Raw genomic sequence first — 19820 nt, 5'->3', positions numbered from 1 at the left:
TAAAGACAGCAAACATCATGTAAGTGAGGAGGCGAAGCCGTATAAAGCCCTCAGTCTATTAACATTTCTCAACATAAAATTATGGAAAGTCTATCCGCACTCAGGGTCAATGCACCTAAAAAATGGTTTGTCATCTATACCCGTCCAAGATGGGAGAAGAAAGTTGATGAATTGCTTAAACTACAGGGGATCATCAGTTACTGCCCCCTGAAAAGAGTGAAACATAAATGGGCGGATAGAATGAAAGAAGTGGAATTGCCGCTATTCAACTCTTATGTATTTGTGTGTATCGACCCAAGGGAAGAACTCAAAGTAAGGGTCACCTTAGGGGTAATGAATTTTGTGTATTACATGGGAAGACCTGCACAGGTAAGAGAAACGGTCATCGATGGGATCAAGAAATGTATGGAGGCCTTTCCCGATGTAGAAGTGGTGGACCTTCAGCAGATGGAGGTCGGCGATCGGGTGATGATCAAAGAAGGGCTGATGAACCATAAACAAGGGCAGATCATTAAACTCAGACAAAAAAGTGTAGTCGTGGTCATTGACAGCCTCAACTGTGTGCTGCTCACGAATGTAAACATCGGAGATCTCGAACTCATTAATTGATATACAATGGCAACTCAAGTGCTTAAAGGGCTGAAAATTGGAATCGTAGGGCTCGGATATGTAGGTTTACCACTGGCCGTAGCCTTCGCCGGAAAATATAAAGTATTTGGCTTCGATTCAAATGTAGAGCGGATTGCCGACCTGAAAATGGGCTACGATCATACGCTGGAAATTGAGGGTAGCGACCTGATGAAAATCATCACGAACGATTGCAGCACCTTAACAGGCTTGTTTTGTACCAATGAACTGGAAATGCTGAGGAAATGTAATGTGTATATCGTTACGGTTCCTACGCCGGTAGATAAAAACAACCGCCCGGATATGACGCCACTTTTGAAAGCCAGCAAAACAATAGGCCGCGTTTTGAAGAAAAACGATACGGTGATCTATGAATCTACCGTTTATCCGGGGGCTACCGAAGAGGAATGTGTTCCGGTCCTGGAAAAGGTATCCGGATTAAAGTTCAATACTGATTTTTTTGTTGGTTATTCGCCGGAACGGATCAATCCAGGGGATAAGGAGCATACGGTAACGCATATTTTAAAGATCACTTCCGGTTCTACACCTGCTTCAGCCGAGATGATCAACAACTTGTATGGCTCGGTGATTTTAGCCGGAACCTATAAAGCATCTTCGATAAAAGTTGCCGAAGCGGCCAAGGTAATTGAGAATGCACAACGCGACATCAATATTGCTTTCGTAAATGAACTGGCCATGATTTTCAATAAACTTGGCATCGATACCAGCGAAGTACTGAGGGCTGCAGGAACGAAATGGAATTTTATGAAATTTCAACCCGGCCTGGTTGGCGGGCATTGCATTGGTGTAGACCCTTATTATCTGGCGCAAAAAGCTCAGGAACAAGGCTATTATCCGGAGATCATCCTGGCCGGAAGACGGATCAACGACCGCATGGGGATTTACATCGCCGATGAGCTGGTGAAACGCATGGTGGCTTCCAGAAAAATGGTGGATTGTAAAGTGCTGATCCTTGGCTTTACCTTTAAAGAGAACTGCCCTGATGTTAGAAATACCAAAGTCATAGACATTGTAAGAAGACTCCGGGAATACAACATACAGGTGGTGATCCATGATCCATGGGCCGATCCGGTTCAGGTGGAACGTGAATATGGGGTGATTTGTCAGAATGGAGAATCGAAAACCAGGAAATATGATGCCATCATCCTCGCCGTAGCACACCGTAAATTTCGGGATATCGACATTTCGGCCATGTGTAACGCGCAAACCATCGTCTATGATTTAAAGTCTTTATTGCCGGATAAACTGGTCAATATGCGCTTGTAACACACCATTATAAATTTATGGTACGCTTAAAAGAACTGGATGTCTTAAGGGGGATCGCGGCGATCAATGTCGTGCTGTTTCATTATACCGCTAAATTCAGATTGAATTTCGGTCATGATTACCCTCAGAAATACGATTGGAATATCGGCCAGTACGGGGTAGAGCTGTTCTTTATCATTAGCGGCTTTGTGATTTTTATGTCCCTTCAGGGAAAAACTACCATCGGGGATTTTGCCTATAAACGTTTTTCAAGATTGTACCCGACCTATTGGATCTGTATGATCCTTACTTTCCTTATCCTGGGGCTGGCTCAGGATCCCAAAATTGAAAGTCAGCCGGTATCGGTATTCCTGATGAACCTGACGATGTTTCAGGGCGTGTTCAACATCAAAAATATAGATGGGGTATACTGGTCGCTGATTCCTGAATTGTTTTTTTATGTCAGCATGGGGCTCCTGTTCCAGTTGGGCTGGTTGAGTAAAGTCAGGACCATTGCCGTCGTCTGGCTGAGCCTGATGATCGGTAACAGCTTATTTAAATTGCCCTTTGGTGCTTATTTTCTGAACCTTCAGTATGGCATGTTCTTCATGGCTGGGATTCTTTTTTACCAGATCAAATTTGCGAAAGGAGACTGGCATGAGCACCTGCTCATCGGCTTCTGCTTCCTTGCAGCGGTCTTGGAACATCCGGGAATGACCCTTTTTTATGTGTTTGTTTTCATCTTTCTGCTGTTTTATTTATTTGTCTACAACCAACTTAAAATATTAACCTGGCGACCATTTATATTTCTCGGGTACATCTCTTATCCCTTGTACCTCCTTCATCAGAACATCGGTTTTGTCTGGATGCGGACCATGGGGCACTACATCCATAATGAATACCTTCTGATTTTGATCACCATTGTGCTGATCGTCACTGCAGCATGGCTGGTGACGAGGTTTCTAGAAAAACCGGTACTTCATTTTTTAAGGAATTTAAGGGTTCAGGGACAGGGATACGCCAGTGTTTTACAAAAACAAAAATAGCCTAAGGGCCATTCGCAGTAGTACAGATCACCATGAGCTTAAAAAAAGAGACCTTATCAGGATTGATCTGGACGTTTACACAGCAATTCAGTGTACAGCTGATCAGTTTCTGTATGACCATTATTCTGGCAAGGATTTTAATGCCCGCAGAATTCGGGCTGATCGCGATGCTGACCATATTCATTGCCATAGGCAACTCCCTTTTGGATGGCGGACTGGCCTCTTCATTGATTCGCTCAGCAGACCTGACGCAGGATGATTATTCTACCGTTTTCTATTTTAACCTGCTGGGAAGTATCCTGATTTATGGTTTGGTATACCTGATTGCACCCCTGGTTGCTGCTTTTTACCACCAGGATGTGCTGACCTTAATTTTAAGGATATATGCACTGGATTTTATTCTGAATGCCTTTTTCAGTGTGCAGAATGCAAGGCTGATTAAGGAAATGAAATTCAGGATTCAGATGCTGATCCAGATTCCTTCCGTATTGGCAGGCGGACTGTTAGGTGTTTTTCTGGCCTTAAAAGGTGAAGGGGTCTGGAGTCTGGTATGGATGGGTTTGTTTCAGTCTTTTTTATCGACGATCATGCATTGGATCTATTCCGGATGGACACCGGATTTAGTGTTTAATCCGGCCTGTTTTAAAAGGCATTTCCATTTCGGATATAAAATGACGCTTACCGGATTACTCGATATTCTGTACAAAAATGTATATGTGTTAATTATTGGTAAATACTATTCTGCCCTGCAACTGGGCTATTATTCAAGGGCAGAATCGGTGAGCCAGCTGCCGGTGAGCAACATCTCGGCGGTGATCAATAAGGTAACTTATCCCATGTTTTCTAAAATTGTAGACGACGATGAAAAATTGAAATGGGTCTACAAGAAACTGATGCAGCAGCTGCTTTTCTGGAATACCCCGGTGCTGATCCTGCTCGCTGTGGTTGCAGAACCATTGTTCAACTTCCTGCTCAGCAGCAAATGGCTGCCGGCAGTACCTTACTTTCAAATCCTTTGTTTCGCAGGCATCCTATATCCATTACATGCCTATAATTTAAACATCCTGAAAGTAAAAGGGCGGAGCGACCTGATCCTGAAACTGGAATCCGTTAAAAAGGGAATTTGTGTGGTCGGGATTTTATGTGCCATTCCATTTGGGATATATGGACTGCTTTATTTTCAATTGATTTTCAATTTCATCGGCTATTATATCAACTCTTTTTACAGTGGTAAAATGATCAGTTATCCCATCCCGGAGCAAATGGCAGATGCAGCTCCGATTATTGGCAACTCCTTGCTTGCAGGGATGTTATGTTACCTCGGCGATTTATACTGCCTGAAGCCGCTTTCTCTATTTGACCTCAGCAGAATCCTGATCGATGGTTCCTTCTTTCTGATCGTTTATCTCGCTGGAAGCAGCCTCTTCAGGCTTGCCGCAATTCATGATTTTAAACAATTAATCCTAAAAAGATGATACCTGTAACTAAACCCTTTCTCCCGGTAATTCAAGAATTTGAATCCTACATGAGCAGTATTTGGGAGCGCCAGTGGCTCACTAATAACGGACCATTAGTTAATGAACTGGAACTGAAGCTGAAAAATTATCTGAATGTGAAGCATTTGCTCTTTGTCTCCAATGGCACAATGGCATTGCAGATCGCGATTAAAGCACTGGGCTTAAAAGGAGAGATCATTACAACACCTTTTTCCTTTGTGGCCACGAGCAATAGCATTGTCTGGGAAGGTTGTACTCCTGTGTTTGTGGATATCGATGAAGAGACTTTTAACATCGATCCTGCTAAAATAGAGCAGGCCATTACCCCAAGAACTTCTGCAATTCTTGCTACTCATGTATATGGTAATCCTTGTGATATTGATGCGATTCAGAAAATCGCAGATCTACATTCTTTGAAAGTGATTTTTGATGCTGCCCATTGTTTCGGAACGAAATATAAAAACAAATCGGTGTTCGAGTATGGAGACATCAGCACTACGAGTTTCCATGCCACCAAGCTTTTTCATACGATTGAGGGAGGGGCAGTATTTACCCAATGTCCGGACCTCTTAAAAAAGATGGCCTCCATGAGGAATTTTGGGTTCAATGGTCCGGAAGAATTCTCTGAGTTGGGTATAAACGGCAAAAACTGTGAGTTTCATGCCGCAATGGGCTTATGTAACCTTAAACATGTCGATGAGATTCTGGACAAAAGAAGGTTGCTTTCTTTTTATTATTGGAGGGCGCTGAGCAACCTAAAAGCAAAATATCCGAAGCTCAATGGAGATCTGGATTATAACTACGCTTATTTTCCGGTATTATTTGATAGTGCCGACCTGATGTTAAGCTGTCAGAAAGCATTAGAAAATGAAAAGATCTATTGCAGAAGATATTTCTATCCCTCGTTATCCAGTTTGCCTTTTCTTGCTCCGGCCTATATGCCTGTTTGCGAGTCTGTAGCTTCCAGGATCCTTTGTTTGCCACTTTACCATACGCTTACTTCGAGTGACCTGGACCTGATCACCCGTATCATCCTCCGGGTGCAGAATTATGGCCAGCCGGCTCAGGCAGAGAAACTGAACCCTGCTGCTCCGATTGAAGCCTTACATCCAGCCCTGGTCATCGCCCAAAACGGTACTGCCCACTAGTTCGATCTCCTGGTTCCATCTGCTAAATTTAACCCTCTTAAAATGAGTACTAACCCCGAAATCATGGTGAGCGTATGCTGCATCACCTATAATCATGAACAATACATTGCCGGAGCACTGGAAAGCTTCCTGATGCAGGAAACCAATTTTGAATTCGAAATCCTGGTTGGGGAAGACTGCTCAACGGATGCCACTAAATCAGTGATTGCGGAATATGCGCTCAGGTATCCCGGACTCATCAGGCTGATTGCTCATGAAAGCAATATTGGCGCCATCAGAAACCAGGTGGATGTGATCAGGAAAGCAAGAGGGAAATATATCGCGCTCTGCGATGGTGACGACTTCTGGATTGATGCAGGGAAACTGCAAAAACAAGTCGACTTTTTAGAAGCAAATCCCGGGTATGTCATCTGTTGTCACCATAGCAAAGTGATCAATGAAAATGACGATATCGTTTATATTAAAGCGCAACCGGTAAGTATGGAATTTGATTACCAGGACGTATTGCTTGGCAAAAGAGAAGAAACGAGAATCTGCAGCCTTATGATCAGGAACCTGGATGCGGTAAAAGCAGTGGGGCAGGAGCCCTGGTACTTCGAGACGTATGGTACCGATACACTTTTTAAGCTTTATGCACTTGCCAATACGGGTAAAAAAATATTTGTGATGCCGGATGTAATGGCTTGTTACCGCCTGCATACCGGTGGGATCTGGAGCATGATCGACTCCCGGCTCCGGAAGAGAAGAATGATCAGTGATTTTAACCTCACCATAAAGAATTTCAAGTATTCCGGATTGATGAAAAAGGAATTGCTCAAAATTTATATCCGTCAGTATTTTCTGTTTGACCTGAGAAACTGGAAGATCAGCAATGCCATGAATACAATTATGAACTTATTATAATACCTGCGCCATGTCTGGATTAAAATTAGTTTTTGTGATTTATACCTTGCAAAAAGGAGGGGCAGAAAGAGTGCTCTCTACCTTGAGCAACAGTTTCAGTGCAAGATCATACGAAGTGGTGATTGTGTGCATGAACGATGCCGAACAGGGTTATCCTCTGGCAGAAGGAATCAGAGTGGTTCCCTTGCTCAAAAGAAAATATAAAGAGACCTTCTTCAGAAGGCTGATTTATGGGATGCTGACCTACCTTAGCCTGTTAAGGGTATTGCTGAAAGAAAAACCCTATTGTGTGATTTCATTCATGACCAGCGCCAATCTCTGGACAGGACTGAGCTGTGGTTTATTGAACGTCCCTTACATTGTTTCCGAAAGAACAACTCCCGATCATACGATCAACCGCTTTAATTTTTTCTTTAAGTGGATGTCTTATTTCATTTATAGTGGCTCAAAAGCCGTAGTCGTTCCGGCAAAAGGAATTGAAACCTGTCTGAAAAACAATGGGCTCTTTAACCGGCTCAAGAATTACAGCATCATCAGAAATCCGGTCTATGTTTTTAAATCGGATACACATGTGATTGTACACCATCGAAAATTTATCCTGGGTGTTGGACGTCTGTCCTTTGAAAAGGGTTTTGACCTGCTGATTGATGCATTCAGCGAGCTGAGAATTAAGAATATAGACCTGATCATCGTGGGTCAGGGGGTTGAAAAAGAGCATTTAACAACACAGATCAACAGATTGAACCTACAGGATAGGGTTATTCTGGCAGGAGCTAAGGACGACCTCCAGGATTACTATAACCAGACCGAGTTGTTTGTCCTGCCTTCCAGAAATGAAGGTTATCCCAATGCGCTGATTGAGGCAATGAGCAGTGGATGCCCCTGTATCGCAATGGATTGTGAATTTGGGCCGGCAGAAATCATTGAAGATGGGATAAATGGGATGCTCATTCCAAATGGCAATGTGACCGCACTTAGAAAGGCAATGTTTAATGTCCTTTTTGACCTGAGCCTTAAAAAGAAACTGGGAAATGAAGCCAGAGGGATCAGTCAGACCAATTCCCTGGAAGTGATCTCCGACAAATGGGAGGAACTGATCCTCGGTTAAAACAAACTAAACTTTAAGATTATGAATATTCCATTTTCTCCGCCATTCATCGATCAGGCAGTGATTGATGAAGTATTGGATACCCTCCGTGCCAACTGGATCACCACTGGCCCAAAAGTTAAAGCACTGGAATCCGAATTGCTGAACCTGACAGGCCTGAAGGCTGCGGTTTGTGTCAACTCATGGACTTCAGGGGCCATTATGATGCTCAATTGGTTTGGTGTTGGGCCCGGAGATGAGGTAATTGTGCCTGCCTATACCTATTGCGCTACTGCCTTATGTGTATTGCATTGTGGGGCAACACCGGTTATGGTCGACATTCTGGATGATTTCACCATCGATCCGGAAATGGTGAAACGAAAAATCAGTGCCAGAACAAAAGCCATCATTGCTGTAGATATTGCTGGTTTACCTTGTCACTATGAGGAGTTGAAAGCACTGGTACGGGAGCCGGTGGTCAGGACACAGTTTGTGCCTAAAACAGCCAGACAAACCAGCCTGGGAAGGATCCTGCTGATTTCTGATGCGGCACATTCCATCGGTGCAATTTACGATGGAAAACCTGCAGCACAGCAATCTGATATTACGATCTTCTCTTTCCATGCCGTGAAAAATATCACTACCGCAGAGGGCGGATGTATTTGTCTCAACCTGCCGGAGCCATTTGATAACCAGGAGGAATATACCTTTCTGAAACTGTTCTCTATGAATGGTCAGAACAGAGATGCTTTTGCCAAATCGAAGGGGGCAAACTGGAGATATGACATCCTGTTTAAAGGCTTCAAAATGAATATGCCGGACATTTGTGCGGCAATTGGTCTTGCACAGATCAAACAATATGTGAACACCTTAATGCCACTTCGGAAAATCATTTCTTTAAGGTATGGAGATGCCTTTAAGGCCCATGACTGGTTTATTGAGCCGGTCATGCAGGATGAAAAAAGAGAGGCTTCCTACCATCTTTTTCCATTGCGCATCAAGGGAATTACCGAAGCACAGCGGGATCAGCTGATTGATGAACTGGTGATCCGCGGGGTTAACGTGAACGTCCATTTCATCCCTATGCCCATGTTAACCTATTTTAAAAGCCTGGGGTATGCCATGGCAAATTTTCCCAATAGCTATAAGCAATTCGCAAATGAAGTTTCATTGCCGATCTATCCTCAGCTTTCTGATGCTGAACTCCATTACATTACGGATGCAGTGATCGAATGTGTGCAGCTTGTAAAAGGCACAGAGACATTAGTAAAGGTTTTATCTTAATGGTTTTGGGTCATGGATGCAAAAAGGATATTCGATATATTTTTCTCCCTGACAGGCTTATTTTTCCTGTCGCCGGTATTTCTGCTGGTGTTTGTTTTATTGAAAAGAGAAAATAAAGGACCTGTGTTTTACAGGCAGACGAGGGTAGGATTGAATCAGAAATGTTTTCAATTGATTAAGTTCAGGACCATGTGTCCTGGTGCAGACAAAATGGGCCTGCTGACTATCGGTGATCATGATGCGAGGATTACCAGGGTAGGGTGCTGGTTGAGGAAACATAAAGTAGATGAACTCCCTCAGTTGCTGAATATTCTGAAAGGGGAGATGAGCTTTGTGGGGCCAAGACCGGAAGTGCTCAAATATGTGGAAATGTACGATAGCAGCCAACAGCGGGTGCTCAGCGTAAAACCAGGAATTACAGACTGGGCCTCGATTAAATATATTGACGAAAGCAGTTTGCTGGCTACAGCTGACGATCCGGAGAGCTTTTATATCCATAATGTGATCCCCTCTAAAATCAGTCAGAATCTGGAATATATCGATCACCATAACCTTTGGATTGATTGTAAGATCATTTCTTATACGCTTAAGAGCATCCTTTTGAAATGAAGATTTTAAAGATTCTGGACTGGCCATCAAAGCAATATTATGGCGAGACGCATCATTTTCACCGATGGAAAAAGCAATTGCTGGACCATGGTCTGAAAGTAGAGTTTTACGTAGATCATCGGGATAAATGCTTATCTGATGCCGATTATGTCATGATCCATTCCAGGTATTTTGCCGATGGCTGGCAAAATATCAATAAGCGGAATGCCCGGAATGAGGAAAGTCTGTTTCGGTTTCTGCTCAGCTTAAGAAGGTCAGTAGATCAGCTCATCTGGTTTGATGCCGCCGATTCAACGGGTTCATACGATTTTCCGGTCATCCCTTACGTAGATTTCTTTCTTAAAAAACAGCTGCTGCGGGACAAAAATTACTATACCGATCAGGAGGGGAGCAAAGACATCAGGGTATGGTTAAACTGTTTGTCTCCGGAGCAAAGAAAACGGTTTGAACCTTGTCCGGCGGAGGAGCTTCATAAAGTAAAGCTGGGATGGAATATCGGCTTCAATGATTACCGGTATTTCGGATACAAAATGAGCCGGCTGAGCAATTACCTGAGTTACGAATGGTATCCTGTCCGGTTTACCAATGTGGATCAGCAAAGACCATACGATCTGGCTTACCGCGGCACGATCCATAAAGACAGCAGCGGGCAAAAAGATGTTTTTTACCAAAGAAACCACCTGATTAACCTTTTTGAGCAAATGAACCTGCAAATGGCAACGGGGGCCAATGTCAGTAAATCCAGGTACTGGAAAGAACTCAAAGCTTCAAAACTGAGTGTCAGTCCTTTTGGCTGGGGGGAGATTTGTTACCGTGATTTTGAAACTTTCATTTCCGGAGCAGTATTGGTGAAACCGGTAATGAACCATGTAGAAACTTTTCCAGACCTCTTTATTGCCAATGAAACCTATGTTCCGGTGCATTGGAATTTATCTGGCCTGGAAGGTCAGTTAACCGAAATGGTGACCAATTATCCCTATTACCGGCATATCGCTGAAAATGGCCAGCAACGTTATCATGAGGCCATAAATGACGCAGATAAATTCATTGATTTTTTTAATCACAGCATCAATAATACCTGATTCCTATGAAATTAATTGTGACCATGCTCATGATGTTTTACCTGGCAACATTGGCATTCGGGATATTTCTCACTGATCTTTTCAGGATCCCTGCACCTTTTCTCTTCTGCTTCCCCCTGGTATTTCTATTCCGGGAAAAGGGAGCCGTTAAATTCCGGTATGCAAGGGAGCTGATCCTGCTTTGTCTGGCCACATTTATTTATTATGTAATTGGTCTTTCTGAGGCAAATAGTTTTGCTGCCAACATGCTGTGCATCATGATCTGTGCCTTTTATTTCAACTATTTTGTGGGAGATAACGAGCGCAGGTTCAATGCTTCAGTATGGATCTTCTATGGCTTATTGGTGATCTCCTCAGTGGTCATGGTCCTCAATCACTTTTATGGGGAAATGGATACGCTGAGGGAATTGATTATGGGTGATAAGATTTTACAAAGCCCTGCGGGAATTTCTATCAGTCAGTTTGCTTATGGTTATCAGCTGGCCGCTTTGATCCCTTTTTTATTCATTTGTACCTGTACGTTTAAAACACCTTTGGCAGTGAAGGGAATGGCTTTGGCTGCCTGTCTGTTGTTTGTTTTTTTGGGAATGCAACGTTCTGTTTTTGTGGGTTTTGTGGGGGCTGTATTCTTGTTTCTGGTATTGTATTATCGTTTCAGGGCTGTCCTGGCGATTGCATTGGTGTTGTTGATCTGCGGACTGGCATACACTTATGTGCTAAAGGATAACCTGGATATGACCAATAATATTCTGGTGAAGAACAACCATAATGATGCGGCTTACGACCGGTCCAATCTGGCTGAAGAAAACCTGAGGATTTATGCGGAATATCCCTATGGCCTGATCTTTTACGGGAAAAAATGGGGGGATGTCATTTACCGGGATTATGTATTTTCTTCCGGGATTACCTCTCATAATGCTTACCTGATATTTTTTACTTATCTCGGCCCTTTCCTCGGGCTGGGGCTGCTGGCGGCAATTTATTACAGGGTTGGTGCTGCGGTGATGTATGTCTTCCGTCGCTTGAGGGATCGGGAGAATGCCATGCTGGCCTGTCTTTGTTTCTCTTTTATTGGCGTGTCGGTGAATGCGCTTTCGCACAATCCATGGCTGATCAGTGCAGACGGGCCAACTGTTTTTCTCTATTTCAGTATCCTTCACCTGTATCAGCAGAGAAAAGAAGGCCGACTGGTTACACCTGTTACTTAAGGACAAGCATATGGCTAAGATCATACACCTGATAGGCAGTCTGGCAAGGGGAGGCGCGGAGCGGTTTGTCATCGACCTTTGCAATGAAATGGCCCGGAAACAGGAACATGAAATCATATTGGTTTCTCTCTGTGGAAATGCCAGAGAAGACACTTTTGTGGAGGAGATCAGCGATGCGGTAACCTATGTTTCTTTTGATAAGAAAAGCGGGTTTAGCTGGTCGGTACTGATGAGGCTCACTGCCTGGCTTAAAATTCAGGCTCCGGATGTGGTGCATAGCCATCAGAATAGCAGTGAGTACCTGCTGTTGTACCGGCTGGACAGAAATGATACGGTCTTTTTTCATACCATACACAATCTTGCAGAGGCAGAATGCCCTGGCTGGATATTGAAAATGTTCAGGAAAGTTTTTTATAAAAGGAATAAGGTCATCCCTGTTACCATATCTGTGAACTGCAGTAAATCTTACCGGGAATACTACCGGCTGAGGAATGATGTGGTGATTGAAAATGCGAGGCCGCCATTGATGCTGACCGAAGAAAGAGCACAACTTTTAGAGAAATATAAAGGGGAAAATGCTGGTTTTCTGCTCGTTCATATTGGCCGGATCTCTCCGGAAAAGAATCAAAAGCTTTTAATTGAGGTCGTTAAAAAGATAAATGAAACGATGATCAGGCCTTGCCGTTTGTTAATGATCGGAGAGGTAAAAGATGGGAATTTGTACCAAAGGCTGAAAAAGCAGGTGAATGCTGATGTCAATATTGAGTTTTTGGGAGGGAAGAAGAACATAGCTGACTACCTGAGTATCGCAGATGCCTTCTGCTTGTCGAGCACCTGGGAAGGAATGCCCATTTCTCTGATCGAGGCCATGTCTCTAGGTTGTATTCCTGTTTGTACACCGATTGGTGGTATGAAAGAAATGATCGTTACCGGAGTGACTGGCTTTTTAAGTGAGGATGTCAGTACAGCGGCTTATTATGAAGCGTTAAGACAGGCCTTGTCCAGTCCCGACAAGGAAGAGATAAAGATAAATCTGAAGAAAGATTACGAACAGAAATATGCCATTGGTGTTTCTGCATGCAAACACTTAAAAGTGTATGCCATTGCGCTGAACCTAATGGAGCATAAAGTTCGGGAACTCTATTGTTGAACCATTCAATACCGAAACAAGATGATGAAATTTACCGATGAAGAATTGATAGTTGTAGAAAAACTAGAAATCTTAAAAAATGAAGCAGGATCACATTCACCTGGTATTTTTACCTTCAGGCAAAAACTTCCTGAGCTGGAGATTAAAATTGACGCCTGTTTTTTATCCAATCCTTATGCTACAGACCTGTTTATTGAATATTTCAATAAGGAGATACTCGAGACCGGAAAGATCAGGGACCTGCTGGAATGTTATCCTTCTCAAAATGGAGTGATCGCCGAAATACTTGCTGATTTTTTAGATATAAACGCTAAAAATATTTTCATAGGAAATGGGGCGATTGAGATTATACAGGCGGTGATCCATAATTTTACGGAGAAAAAGATCATGATCAATATCCCTACTTTTTCTTCCTATTATGAATACGTAAAAGAAGGAGTGGAAGTGGTATACAATGAACTTTCTAAAAAGGAGGATTACAGTTTAGATATTGCAAATTATATTGCAAAGGTCAAATTTCACCGGCCTGATACCATCGTGCTGATCAACCCGAACAATCCCAACGGAGCGTACACCCGGGTTTCCGATGTGCAGCGCATATTGGACGAATTGTGGTTTGTGAAAAATATCATCATCGATGAGAGCTTTATCCATTTTGCGTATGAGAGTAAGAACTATCAACTGGTATCTATGGCCAATCTGGTGGAGGATAACCCCAATCTGATCGTGATTAAAAGCATGTCCAAAGACTTTGGTGTGGCCGGAATAAGGGCTGGCTATGGGATTATGAAGAAAGAATACGTTCAAACATTGCTGAGCAATGGTTACCTGTGGAATTCTAATGGACTTGCTGAATACTTTTTCCGGTTGTATGCAAGAAGCGATTTTGCCATGAGGTATGACATCCTCAGGGTAAGGTACATTATAGAAACCCTGGAATTTATTAAAGAACTCCGTCAGCTTCCTTACATTAAAGTATACCCGAGCATGGCAAATTTTGTGCTCATCGAACTGACAAATGGTATTCTGGCTTCGGAATTTGTAGCCAAACTATTGATTACCTATGGCATTTACATCAGGATCTGTGACGATAAGATTGGTCTGGAAGGTCAGTTTATCAGGCTGGCATCGCGTTCCAGATCGGAAAATAACTACATTATTGAAAGCCTGAAGTCCTGTCTGGAAATGAATTCTGTTTTAGACATGGTCAATGAAACGGTTGTTTAAACACCTCTATTTTGGGATTTTCAACCGGGTTTTTAAATTGAAATTTGACAGGATCATTGGGGACCTGGACCCACTGGTCCCTGTTTATCTCGTGGATATAGACAATACACTTGCGGATACCTGGCCATCACTTTGTGGAAGGGTATACGGTAATGAAAGAGACAGGTATCGATCTTTATCGGTGTTTCTGGGTATGCGCAAGTTGATTGTCCATCAACGGACCATGGCAAAAGTGATCTTTATTTCCGCCAGAAGTTACCTGAACTATCAGGTCACAAAGCGATGGCTGGAGTCTTGCGGACTGGGGGGCTGTGACCTGATTCTGGTCGCAAAGGCTGCGGATAAAATGTACTATCTCAAAACACTGGTTTCCAGAGAAATTACGGTCGTCTATATTGATGACCTGAGCTATAACCATGAGCATGGAGAGCTGAAGTTGTACCATGAAATGATCCTCGAACTAAAAGACCTTCCTGTTACTTATTTAGGGCTGGAAGAAATCGAATTAATCAATTCAAATTGTGAACCCAATCGGGTTTAAGGGCTTCATCCGACACCTAAAAAAAATAAACAGATGAAATTACTCACCAGAATACTCAAAAGGTTTTCCAGAATTTTCAGGATTATCATCAGCATTAACTGGATCAGGTGCTGGAAACTTTACCATTCTAAAAGTGAAATTATACTTTGGATTCCCAGGCCTGCTCTTCTGTATTTTGGAACCGATACTTTTATCTGGGACATGGCTACGATTGGCGCTCTGGTAGCAGAAAATAAGCAGTTCAGGATAGTAACAGGTAAAAAGATCGGCAGATATCATGGCCATAAAATCTTCTTTTCCATCAATAGCGGATACAATATTTATGGCTTTGATGATTATACCAATATCCTGCTGCACATCACCAGACAGTTGGAGATTCAGGGAAATGAGGTGTTTCCGAGGCAGTGTGAAACCATATTCTGGGAAAATAAAACCTATATGCACCAGCGGTTTTATATGGCTAGGGTTCACGAACCAAGGACAAGGATTTTCGATTCCATGAAGCACCTCCTGAATGCAAAACTAAAGTTTCCTTATCTGATTAAGGCGGAACATTCCTGCGCTTCTGAAGGAGTATACAAGATCGCTGACTTTTGTGACCTGGCCAGACTGATGGCTGATGAAAATTTTATGAGAATGAACAGACACATCATTGCCCAGGAACTGATCAATATGAGGCGAGACCTGAGGGTAATCCTGGTGAATGGGGAAATTGTGCTTCATTACTGGAGAATCAATAAGGAGAAAGAATGGAAGCCGACTTCCACAAGTCATGGCAGCGAGGTTGATTTCGACTTTTTTCCGGAACAATGGCGGCAGCATATTATAGATACTTTCTATTCCCTGGAACTGACCACTGGTGCTTTTGACATTACCTGGCAGGATGATGACCTGAGTACAGAGCCTATTTATCTGGAGGTGAGTCCGTTTTATCAGCCTAACCCTAAAATGGAAGTCAGGAAAAAAGCATATGCCTTTTATAAACAACATTTCAGTCTTTTTAATTCATGGGATTCAAAATATGTGGATGTGGTTTTCCGGATTAAGCAGAAGCAAGTAAGAGCTTACCTATCGCCCGCCCTTTTATGAAATGGTCTAAGCGGGTCATTTTACTGACCCCCTCCATGAGTAAAGGGGGAGCGGAAACTCAATTGCTGAAACTGGCACTTTTTCTGAAATCAGAAGGAGATCAGGTATTGATCATTTCGCTTAAACCTGTAGATGAGTTTAAGGAGGTTCTTGAAAAATCCGGACTGGAAGTTCTCTTTTTGAAGAGCTGGCCCGCACACTTTATATCCAACCTTCGGAGCCTCTATGGCCATGTGAAAAAATTTAAGCCTCAGGTGATGATCGCCTTTATGTTTATCGCCATTATTTTTGCCCGTTTCCTGAAGATGAGATTGAAATTTAAACTGATCTCCAGTATCAGGATTTCCGTATTACCAGGCAAATGGCGTATGCCATTTAAATGGAGTAATGGCTTAGATGACGCTGTGGTTTATAATTCTGTGGCTTCCAGAACTAATTTTGAACGCCGGAATCCTGGATTAAAGAAAGGTATCGTGATTCATAATGGCATCAGGATTCCGGTCATGCCTTCGGATATTGTCAAAAAAAATGATGTGTTCAAATGGATCTGTGTAGGACATTTCAGGTGGAATAAAGATTATCCGACTTTGTTTAAAGCGATCGCACTGATCAGAGGCCGGAACTTTAGTGTGGACATTTTGGGAGAATTGGCCGGGGCAACCTGGCCATACCAGATGATCGAAGAATTAAATATTCAGCAAAAGGTAAACCTCATCGGTTTTCAACCTGAAGCGGCGGCTTATCTGCGTCGGTCGGACGCTTTTGTGCTCTCCTCTTTTTCGGAGGGAATGCCCAATGCCGTTCTGGAAGCGATGGCTTATGCCTTACCTGTGGTGGTTACCGATATTGATGGAAATAACGAGATCCTGACTGCGGTTAAATGTGGCTTCCTCTTTGAAAAACAGAATGAGTATGAGCTGGCCGACCGGCTTTCAAAGATAATGGACACGGTATTGGCAGAGCAGAAAGCGCTCGGCCAGGCAGGCAGGGAATACATCGCACAACAATTCTCTGAAACGGGGGTGATGAGGCAGTGGAAAGGGCTAATTGAAAATGTTTTGCTTGAAAAACGGTAAATCTGATCACCATGTGTGGAATCTTTGGAACATTAAATTACGAATACGCAGTATCGGAAGAACAGGTTTTTGCTGGCTTGCTTCACAGGGGGCCTGATGAGCAGGGTTGCTTTAATTCCCGTTCTGTAAACCTTTACCATACCAGACTGGCCATTCAGGATTTAAGTACTTCCGGTCAGCAGCCCATGAAGTACAATGGTCTGGTCATTGTTTTCAACGGGGAGATTTACAATCATATGGAATTGCGGAAGAAATACCGGCTGGAGGCGGTTTCAAATTCCGACACACTCACGATTCTGATGTTGTTTGAACGGATCGGGATGAAGATGCTGGAAGAATTTGACGGCATGTTTGCCTTCGCACTATATGACACGCTGAACCTCAGGTTATACCTGGCAAGGGACAGGGCAGGAAAAAAGCCCTTGTATATTTATCAAAAAGGAGAAAGTTTTGTTTTTTCCTCGGAGCTGAATATACTTCAGCAGGTTTGCAAGCCCGAAATTAATTATGCGGCACTTGCGGATTACCTTTATCTCGGTCATCATTACCGGAAAGCCACACCTTACCATTTGGTGAATGAACTGGAAAACGGGCATTATGTAGTGATAGATACCCTGCCTGGACAGGCACAGGATATTTGCTGGTTTAAAATAGAGGAGGCTTACCGCAATGACCGTCAGTTGCCATATGAGGATGCGTTGATGCAATTGGACCAGCATTTAAACCGGGCGGTGAAGCGCAGAATAGAGAGTGCAGACCTGGACGTGGGCTCATTTTTAAGTGGGGGAATAGACAGTGGGATTGTCACTGCAATGGCTGCCCAGCAGCAATCCCGTTTGAAAACATTTACGGTGAAAGTGGCAGGTTCATTTGACGAATCCCTGCTTGCGGAAAAAGTGGCAAGAAAGTATGATACCGACCATACGGTTGTTGAGATTGATTTCTCTGACCTGTCAAACGACATAGAGAAGATCATTTCAAATCATGGGGAGCCAAACTCAGACAATTCAGCCATCCCGAGTTATTATGTAGCGAGGGAAGCTAAGAAATACATTACTGTGGTGTTAAACGGGGATGGGGCAGATGAGTTGTTTGGAGGTTACAGAAGATATGTCCCTTTTAAGCACATCGATTTTTTTAACCCCAATCAGTTTACAAAAATCAGCTCCGGTATTCTGGCTAAAATCCTGCCGGTTGCCAATCAGAAGCAAAGCCTTTATACGTATTGCTACCGGTTGTTGAAATTTGCGAGCTATACCGATCTGGTGAAAATTTATTGTTCGGCTTCTTCAGATTTGTTTGTCGGGTTTGAGGACGTCTTTATCCAAAAACCAACCATGCTGGCCATTACTTCAGATCTGGAACGCTACAACAGCTATGCGATATCTCCATTGAAAAAGCTGTTACTAATGGATTTTGAATCCATGTTGTTTAGCCGGCTGCTCCCAAAAATGGACATCGCTACCATGGCACATTCAATCGAAGGGCGCAGTCCTTTTCTGGCAAAAGAAGTGCTGGATTTTGCTCCCGGATTACCTGATCATTTTAAGATCAGGAATATTCAAACCAAACAGATCCTGAGGGATCTGGGAAAGAGATACCTTCCGGAAGCATTGATCCATCAGCCGAAAAGAGGATTCGAAATCCCATTGCAAAAATGGGTAGACCATGAACTTTGGGAAGTGATGCAGCACTACCTGTTTGCAGGAGATGCTTTGTATCCTAAAATTATCAGAAAAGAATTCATTGAGCAGCTGATTGCCAGACGGATCAGCATTTCTGATGAAAGAAGAGCTAAAATCCTCTTTTGTGTATTCAGTCTGGAAGTATGGCATAAAAGCCTGTAATTCTGATTTTCTTAATCTAAAATTTAAAGCCATCGTTATGAAAGTATTAGTTACCGGTACAGCCGGTTTTATTGGATTTCACCTTGCAAAATACCTGTTGGAAAGAGGTGATGAAGTGATCGGAATAGACAATATTAATGACTACTATGATGTTGATCTCAAGTACAGAAGACTGGAGGAAATGGGCATCATGAGGACAGATCTGGAGTATGGGAAAGAATTGAGGAGCAATAAATATTTCAATTATCATTTTGTTAAGCTCGACATCACTGATCATGGGAAGTTGAAAAAAGTATTTAAAAATTGTCATTTTGATGCGGTATGCAATCTGGCAGCACAGGCGGGGGTGAGGTATAGCCTGACCAATCCAAGAGCATACCTGGAATCAAATATTACCGGGTTTTTAAACATTCTGGAATGTTGCAGGACACACCATACCAAACACCTGGTGTATGCCAGTTCTTCCAGTGTTTATGGATTGAATAAAGCCATGCCTTTTTCTCCAAATCAACATGCTGATCATCCGGTATCCCTGTACGCCGCATCGAAAAAAAGCAATGAGTTGATGGCCCATGCTTATAGTCATTTGTTCCAGCTCCCAACTACAGGACTAAGATTTTTTACCGTGTATGGCCCCTGGGGAAGGCCGGATATGGCCCTGTTCCTCTTTACAAAGGCCATCCTGGAAAATAAAAGCATAGAAGTCTTCAACAATGGCATGATGAAACGCGATTTCACCTATATTGATGACATTGTTGATGGCATCGTCCGGGTGATCGATCATCCTGCAGAAAGTAATCCGGAATGGAACGAATGTAAACCAGATCCTGCCAGTTCGAAAGTTCCATACCGTGTCTTTAATATAGGTAGGGGGCAGTCTGTAGACCTGATGGAATTCATTGGAGAGATTGAGAAAAACCTGGGGACCATTGCTCAGAAACATTACCTGCCTATGCAGAACGGAGATGTGGTTAAAACCTGGGCAGACATTTCACATATGAAAAAAATGATGGGTTATCAGCCCCGGATATCTGTCGCAGAAGGAGTACGGAATTTCGTAAACTGGTATAAAGATTTTTACAGGGTAACAGGAAACATACAAGAGCAGCTGGAGCCGGCAGGATATCAGTGAAA

At 43.0% G+C, this 19820-nt stretch carries 18 protein-coding genes; all 18 read left to right on the top strand.

The genetic code is table 11. From position 1 onward, the window contains the following. Positions 1-81: 81 nt before the first annotated feature. From BUC20_RS20435 to BUC20_RS20350, 18 genes are read left to right on the top strand one after another with little or no spacing between them, the layout of a single operon-like run. Positions 82-609 (top strand): UpxY family transcription antiterminator, encoded by a 528-nt coding sequence (locus BUC20_RS20435; RefSeq protein ID WP_073232941.1) that lies wholly within the window; start codon positions 82-84, stop codon positions 607-609. 6 nt (positions 610-615) lie between these two features. Then, positions 616-1914: a nucleotide sugar dehydrogenase gene (locus BUC20_RS20430; RefSeq protein WP_073232940.1), complete on the top strand. Its 1299-nt coding sequence runs from the start codon at positions 616-618 to the stop codon at positions 1912-1914. Between the two features lie 17 nt (positions 1915-1931). Further along, the gene (locus BUC20_RS20425; protein WP_073232939.1) at positions 1932-2939 is read left to right on the top strand and encodes an acyltransferase family protein; all 1008 of its coding nucleotides are present in this window, start codon (positions 1932-1934) and stop codon (positions 2937-2939) included. 32 nt (positions 2940-2971) lie between these two features. Next, a complete protein-coding gene (locus BUC20_RS20420) occupies positions 2972-4414 on the top strand; it encodes a lipopolysaccharide biosynthesis protein (RefSeq protein WP_073232938.1) in 1443 nt (480 codons plus the stop codon). Then, positions 4411-5583 carry a DegT/DnrJ/EryC1/StrS family aminotransferase gene (locus BUC20_RS20415; protein WP_084529111.1) on the top strand — a complete coding sequence of 391 codons (1173 nt, stop codon included), beginning with the start codon at positions 4411-4413 and terminating at the stop codon, positions 5581-5583. The genes BUC20_RS20420 and BUC20_RS20415 overlap by 4 nt, the downstream gene beginning before the upstream one ends. A 42-nt stretch (positions 5584-5625) precedes the next feature. Continuing rightward, entirely contained in the window at positions 5626-6486 is an 861-nt protein-coding gene (locus BUC20_RS20410; RefSeq protein WP_073232937.1) for a glycosyltransferase family 2 protein, read from the top strand. Between the two features lie 10 nt (positions 6487-6496). Next, positions 6497-7594 (top strand): glycosyltransferase, encoded by a 1098-nt coding sequence (locus tag BUC20_RS20405; protein ID WP_073232936.1) that lies wholly within the window; start codon positions 6497-6499, stop codon positions 7592-7594. A gap of 21 nt (positions 7595-7615) precedes the next feature. Beyond that, positions 7616-8857 (top strand): DegT/DnrJ/EryC1/StrS family aminotransferase, encoded by a 1242-nt coding sequence (locus BUC20_RS20400; protein ID WP_073232935.1) that lies wholly within the window; start codon positions 7616-7618, stop codon positions 8855-8857. A gap of 12 nt (positions 8858-8869) precedes the next feature. After that, on the top strand, positions 8870-9466 hold the full coding sequence (locus BUC20_RS20395; RefSeq protein WP_073232934.1) for a sugar transferase: 597 nt from the start codon (positions 8870-8872) through the stop codon (positions 9464-9466). Next, the gene (locus tag BUC20_RS20390) at positions 9463-10548 is read left to right on the top strand and encodes a glycosyltransferase family 47 protein (protein ID WP_073232933.1); all 1086 of its coding nucleotides are present in this window, start codon (positions 9463-9465) and stop codon (positions 10546-10548) included. Before BUC20_RS20395 ends, BUC20_RS20390 begins: the two co-directional genes overlap by 4 nt. Before the next feature lie 5 nt (positions 10549-10553). Then, positions 10554-11756 carry an O-antigen ligase family protein gene (locus BUC20_RS20385; RefSeq protein WP_073232932.1) on the top strand — a complete coding sequence of 401 codons (1203 nt, stop codon included), beginning with the start codon at positions 10554-10556 and terminating at the stop codon, positions 11754-11756. A gap of 10 nt (positions 11757-11766) precedes the next feature. Continuing rightward, positions 11767-12906 (top strand): glycosyltransferase, encoded by a 1140-nt coding sequence (locus BUC20_RS20380; protein ID WP_073232931.1) that lies wholly within the window; start codon positions 11767-11769, stop codon positions 12904-12906. A 21-nt stretch (positions 12907-12927) separates the two neighbouring features. Next, complete coding sequence (locus tag BUC20_RS20375; protein WP_073232930.1) at positions 12928-14133, top strand: pyridoxal phosphate-dependent aminotransferase; 1206 nt, start codon at positions 12928-12930, stop codon at positions 14131-14133. Continuing rightward, positions 14117-14674: a hypothetical protein gene (locus BUC20_RS20370; protein ID WP_073232929.1), complete on the top strand. Its 558-nt coding sequence runs from the start codon at positions 14117-14119 to the stop codon at positions 14672-14674. The genes BUC20_RS20375 and BUC20_RS20370 overlap by 17 nt, the downstream gene beginning before the upstream one ends. Before the next feature lie 33 nt (positions 14675-14707). Next, positions 14708-15763 carry an ATP-grasp domain-containing protein gene (locus tag BUC20_RS20365; protein ID WP_073232928.1) on the top strand — a complete coding sequence of 352 codons (1056 nt, stop codon included), beginning with the start codon at positions 14708-14710 and terminating at the stop codon, positions 15761-15763. Continuing rightward, positions 15760-16839 carry a glycosyltransferase gene (locus tag BUC20_RS20360; protein WP_073232927.1) on the top strand — a complete coding sequence of 360 codons (1080 nt, stop codon included), beginning with the start codon at positions 15760-15762 and terminating at the stop codon, positions 16837-16839. Before BUC20_RS20365 ends, BUC20_RS20360 begins: the two co-directional genes overlap by 4 nt. Before the next feature lie 11 nt (positions 16840-16850). Further along, entirely contained in the window at positions 16851-18686 is a 1836-nt protein-coding gene (gene asnB / locus BUC20_RS20355; RefSeq protein WP_073232926.1) for an asparagine synthase (glutamine-hydrolyzing), read from the top strand. 37 nt (positions 18687-18723) lie between these two features. Further along, the gene (locus tag BUC20_RS20350) at positions 18724-19818 is read left to right on the top strand and encodes an NAD-dependent epimerase (protein ID WP_073233912.1); all 1095 of its coding nucleotides are present in this window, start codon (positions 18724-18726) and stop codon (positions 19816-19818) included. Positions 19819-19820: the final 2 nt, after the last annotated feature.

This window comes from Pedobacter caeni, assembly GCF_900129215.1.
In the GTDB taxonomy this organism is placed as follows: domain Bacteria; phylum Bacteroidota; class Bacteroidia; order Sphingobacteriales; family Sphingobacteriaceae; genus Pedobacter; species Pedobacter caeni.
Note: the sequence above shows the minus strand (reverse complement) of the source record. Positions and strands in the feature narration are given on the sequence as shown.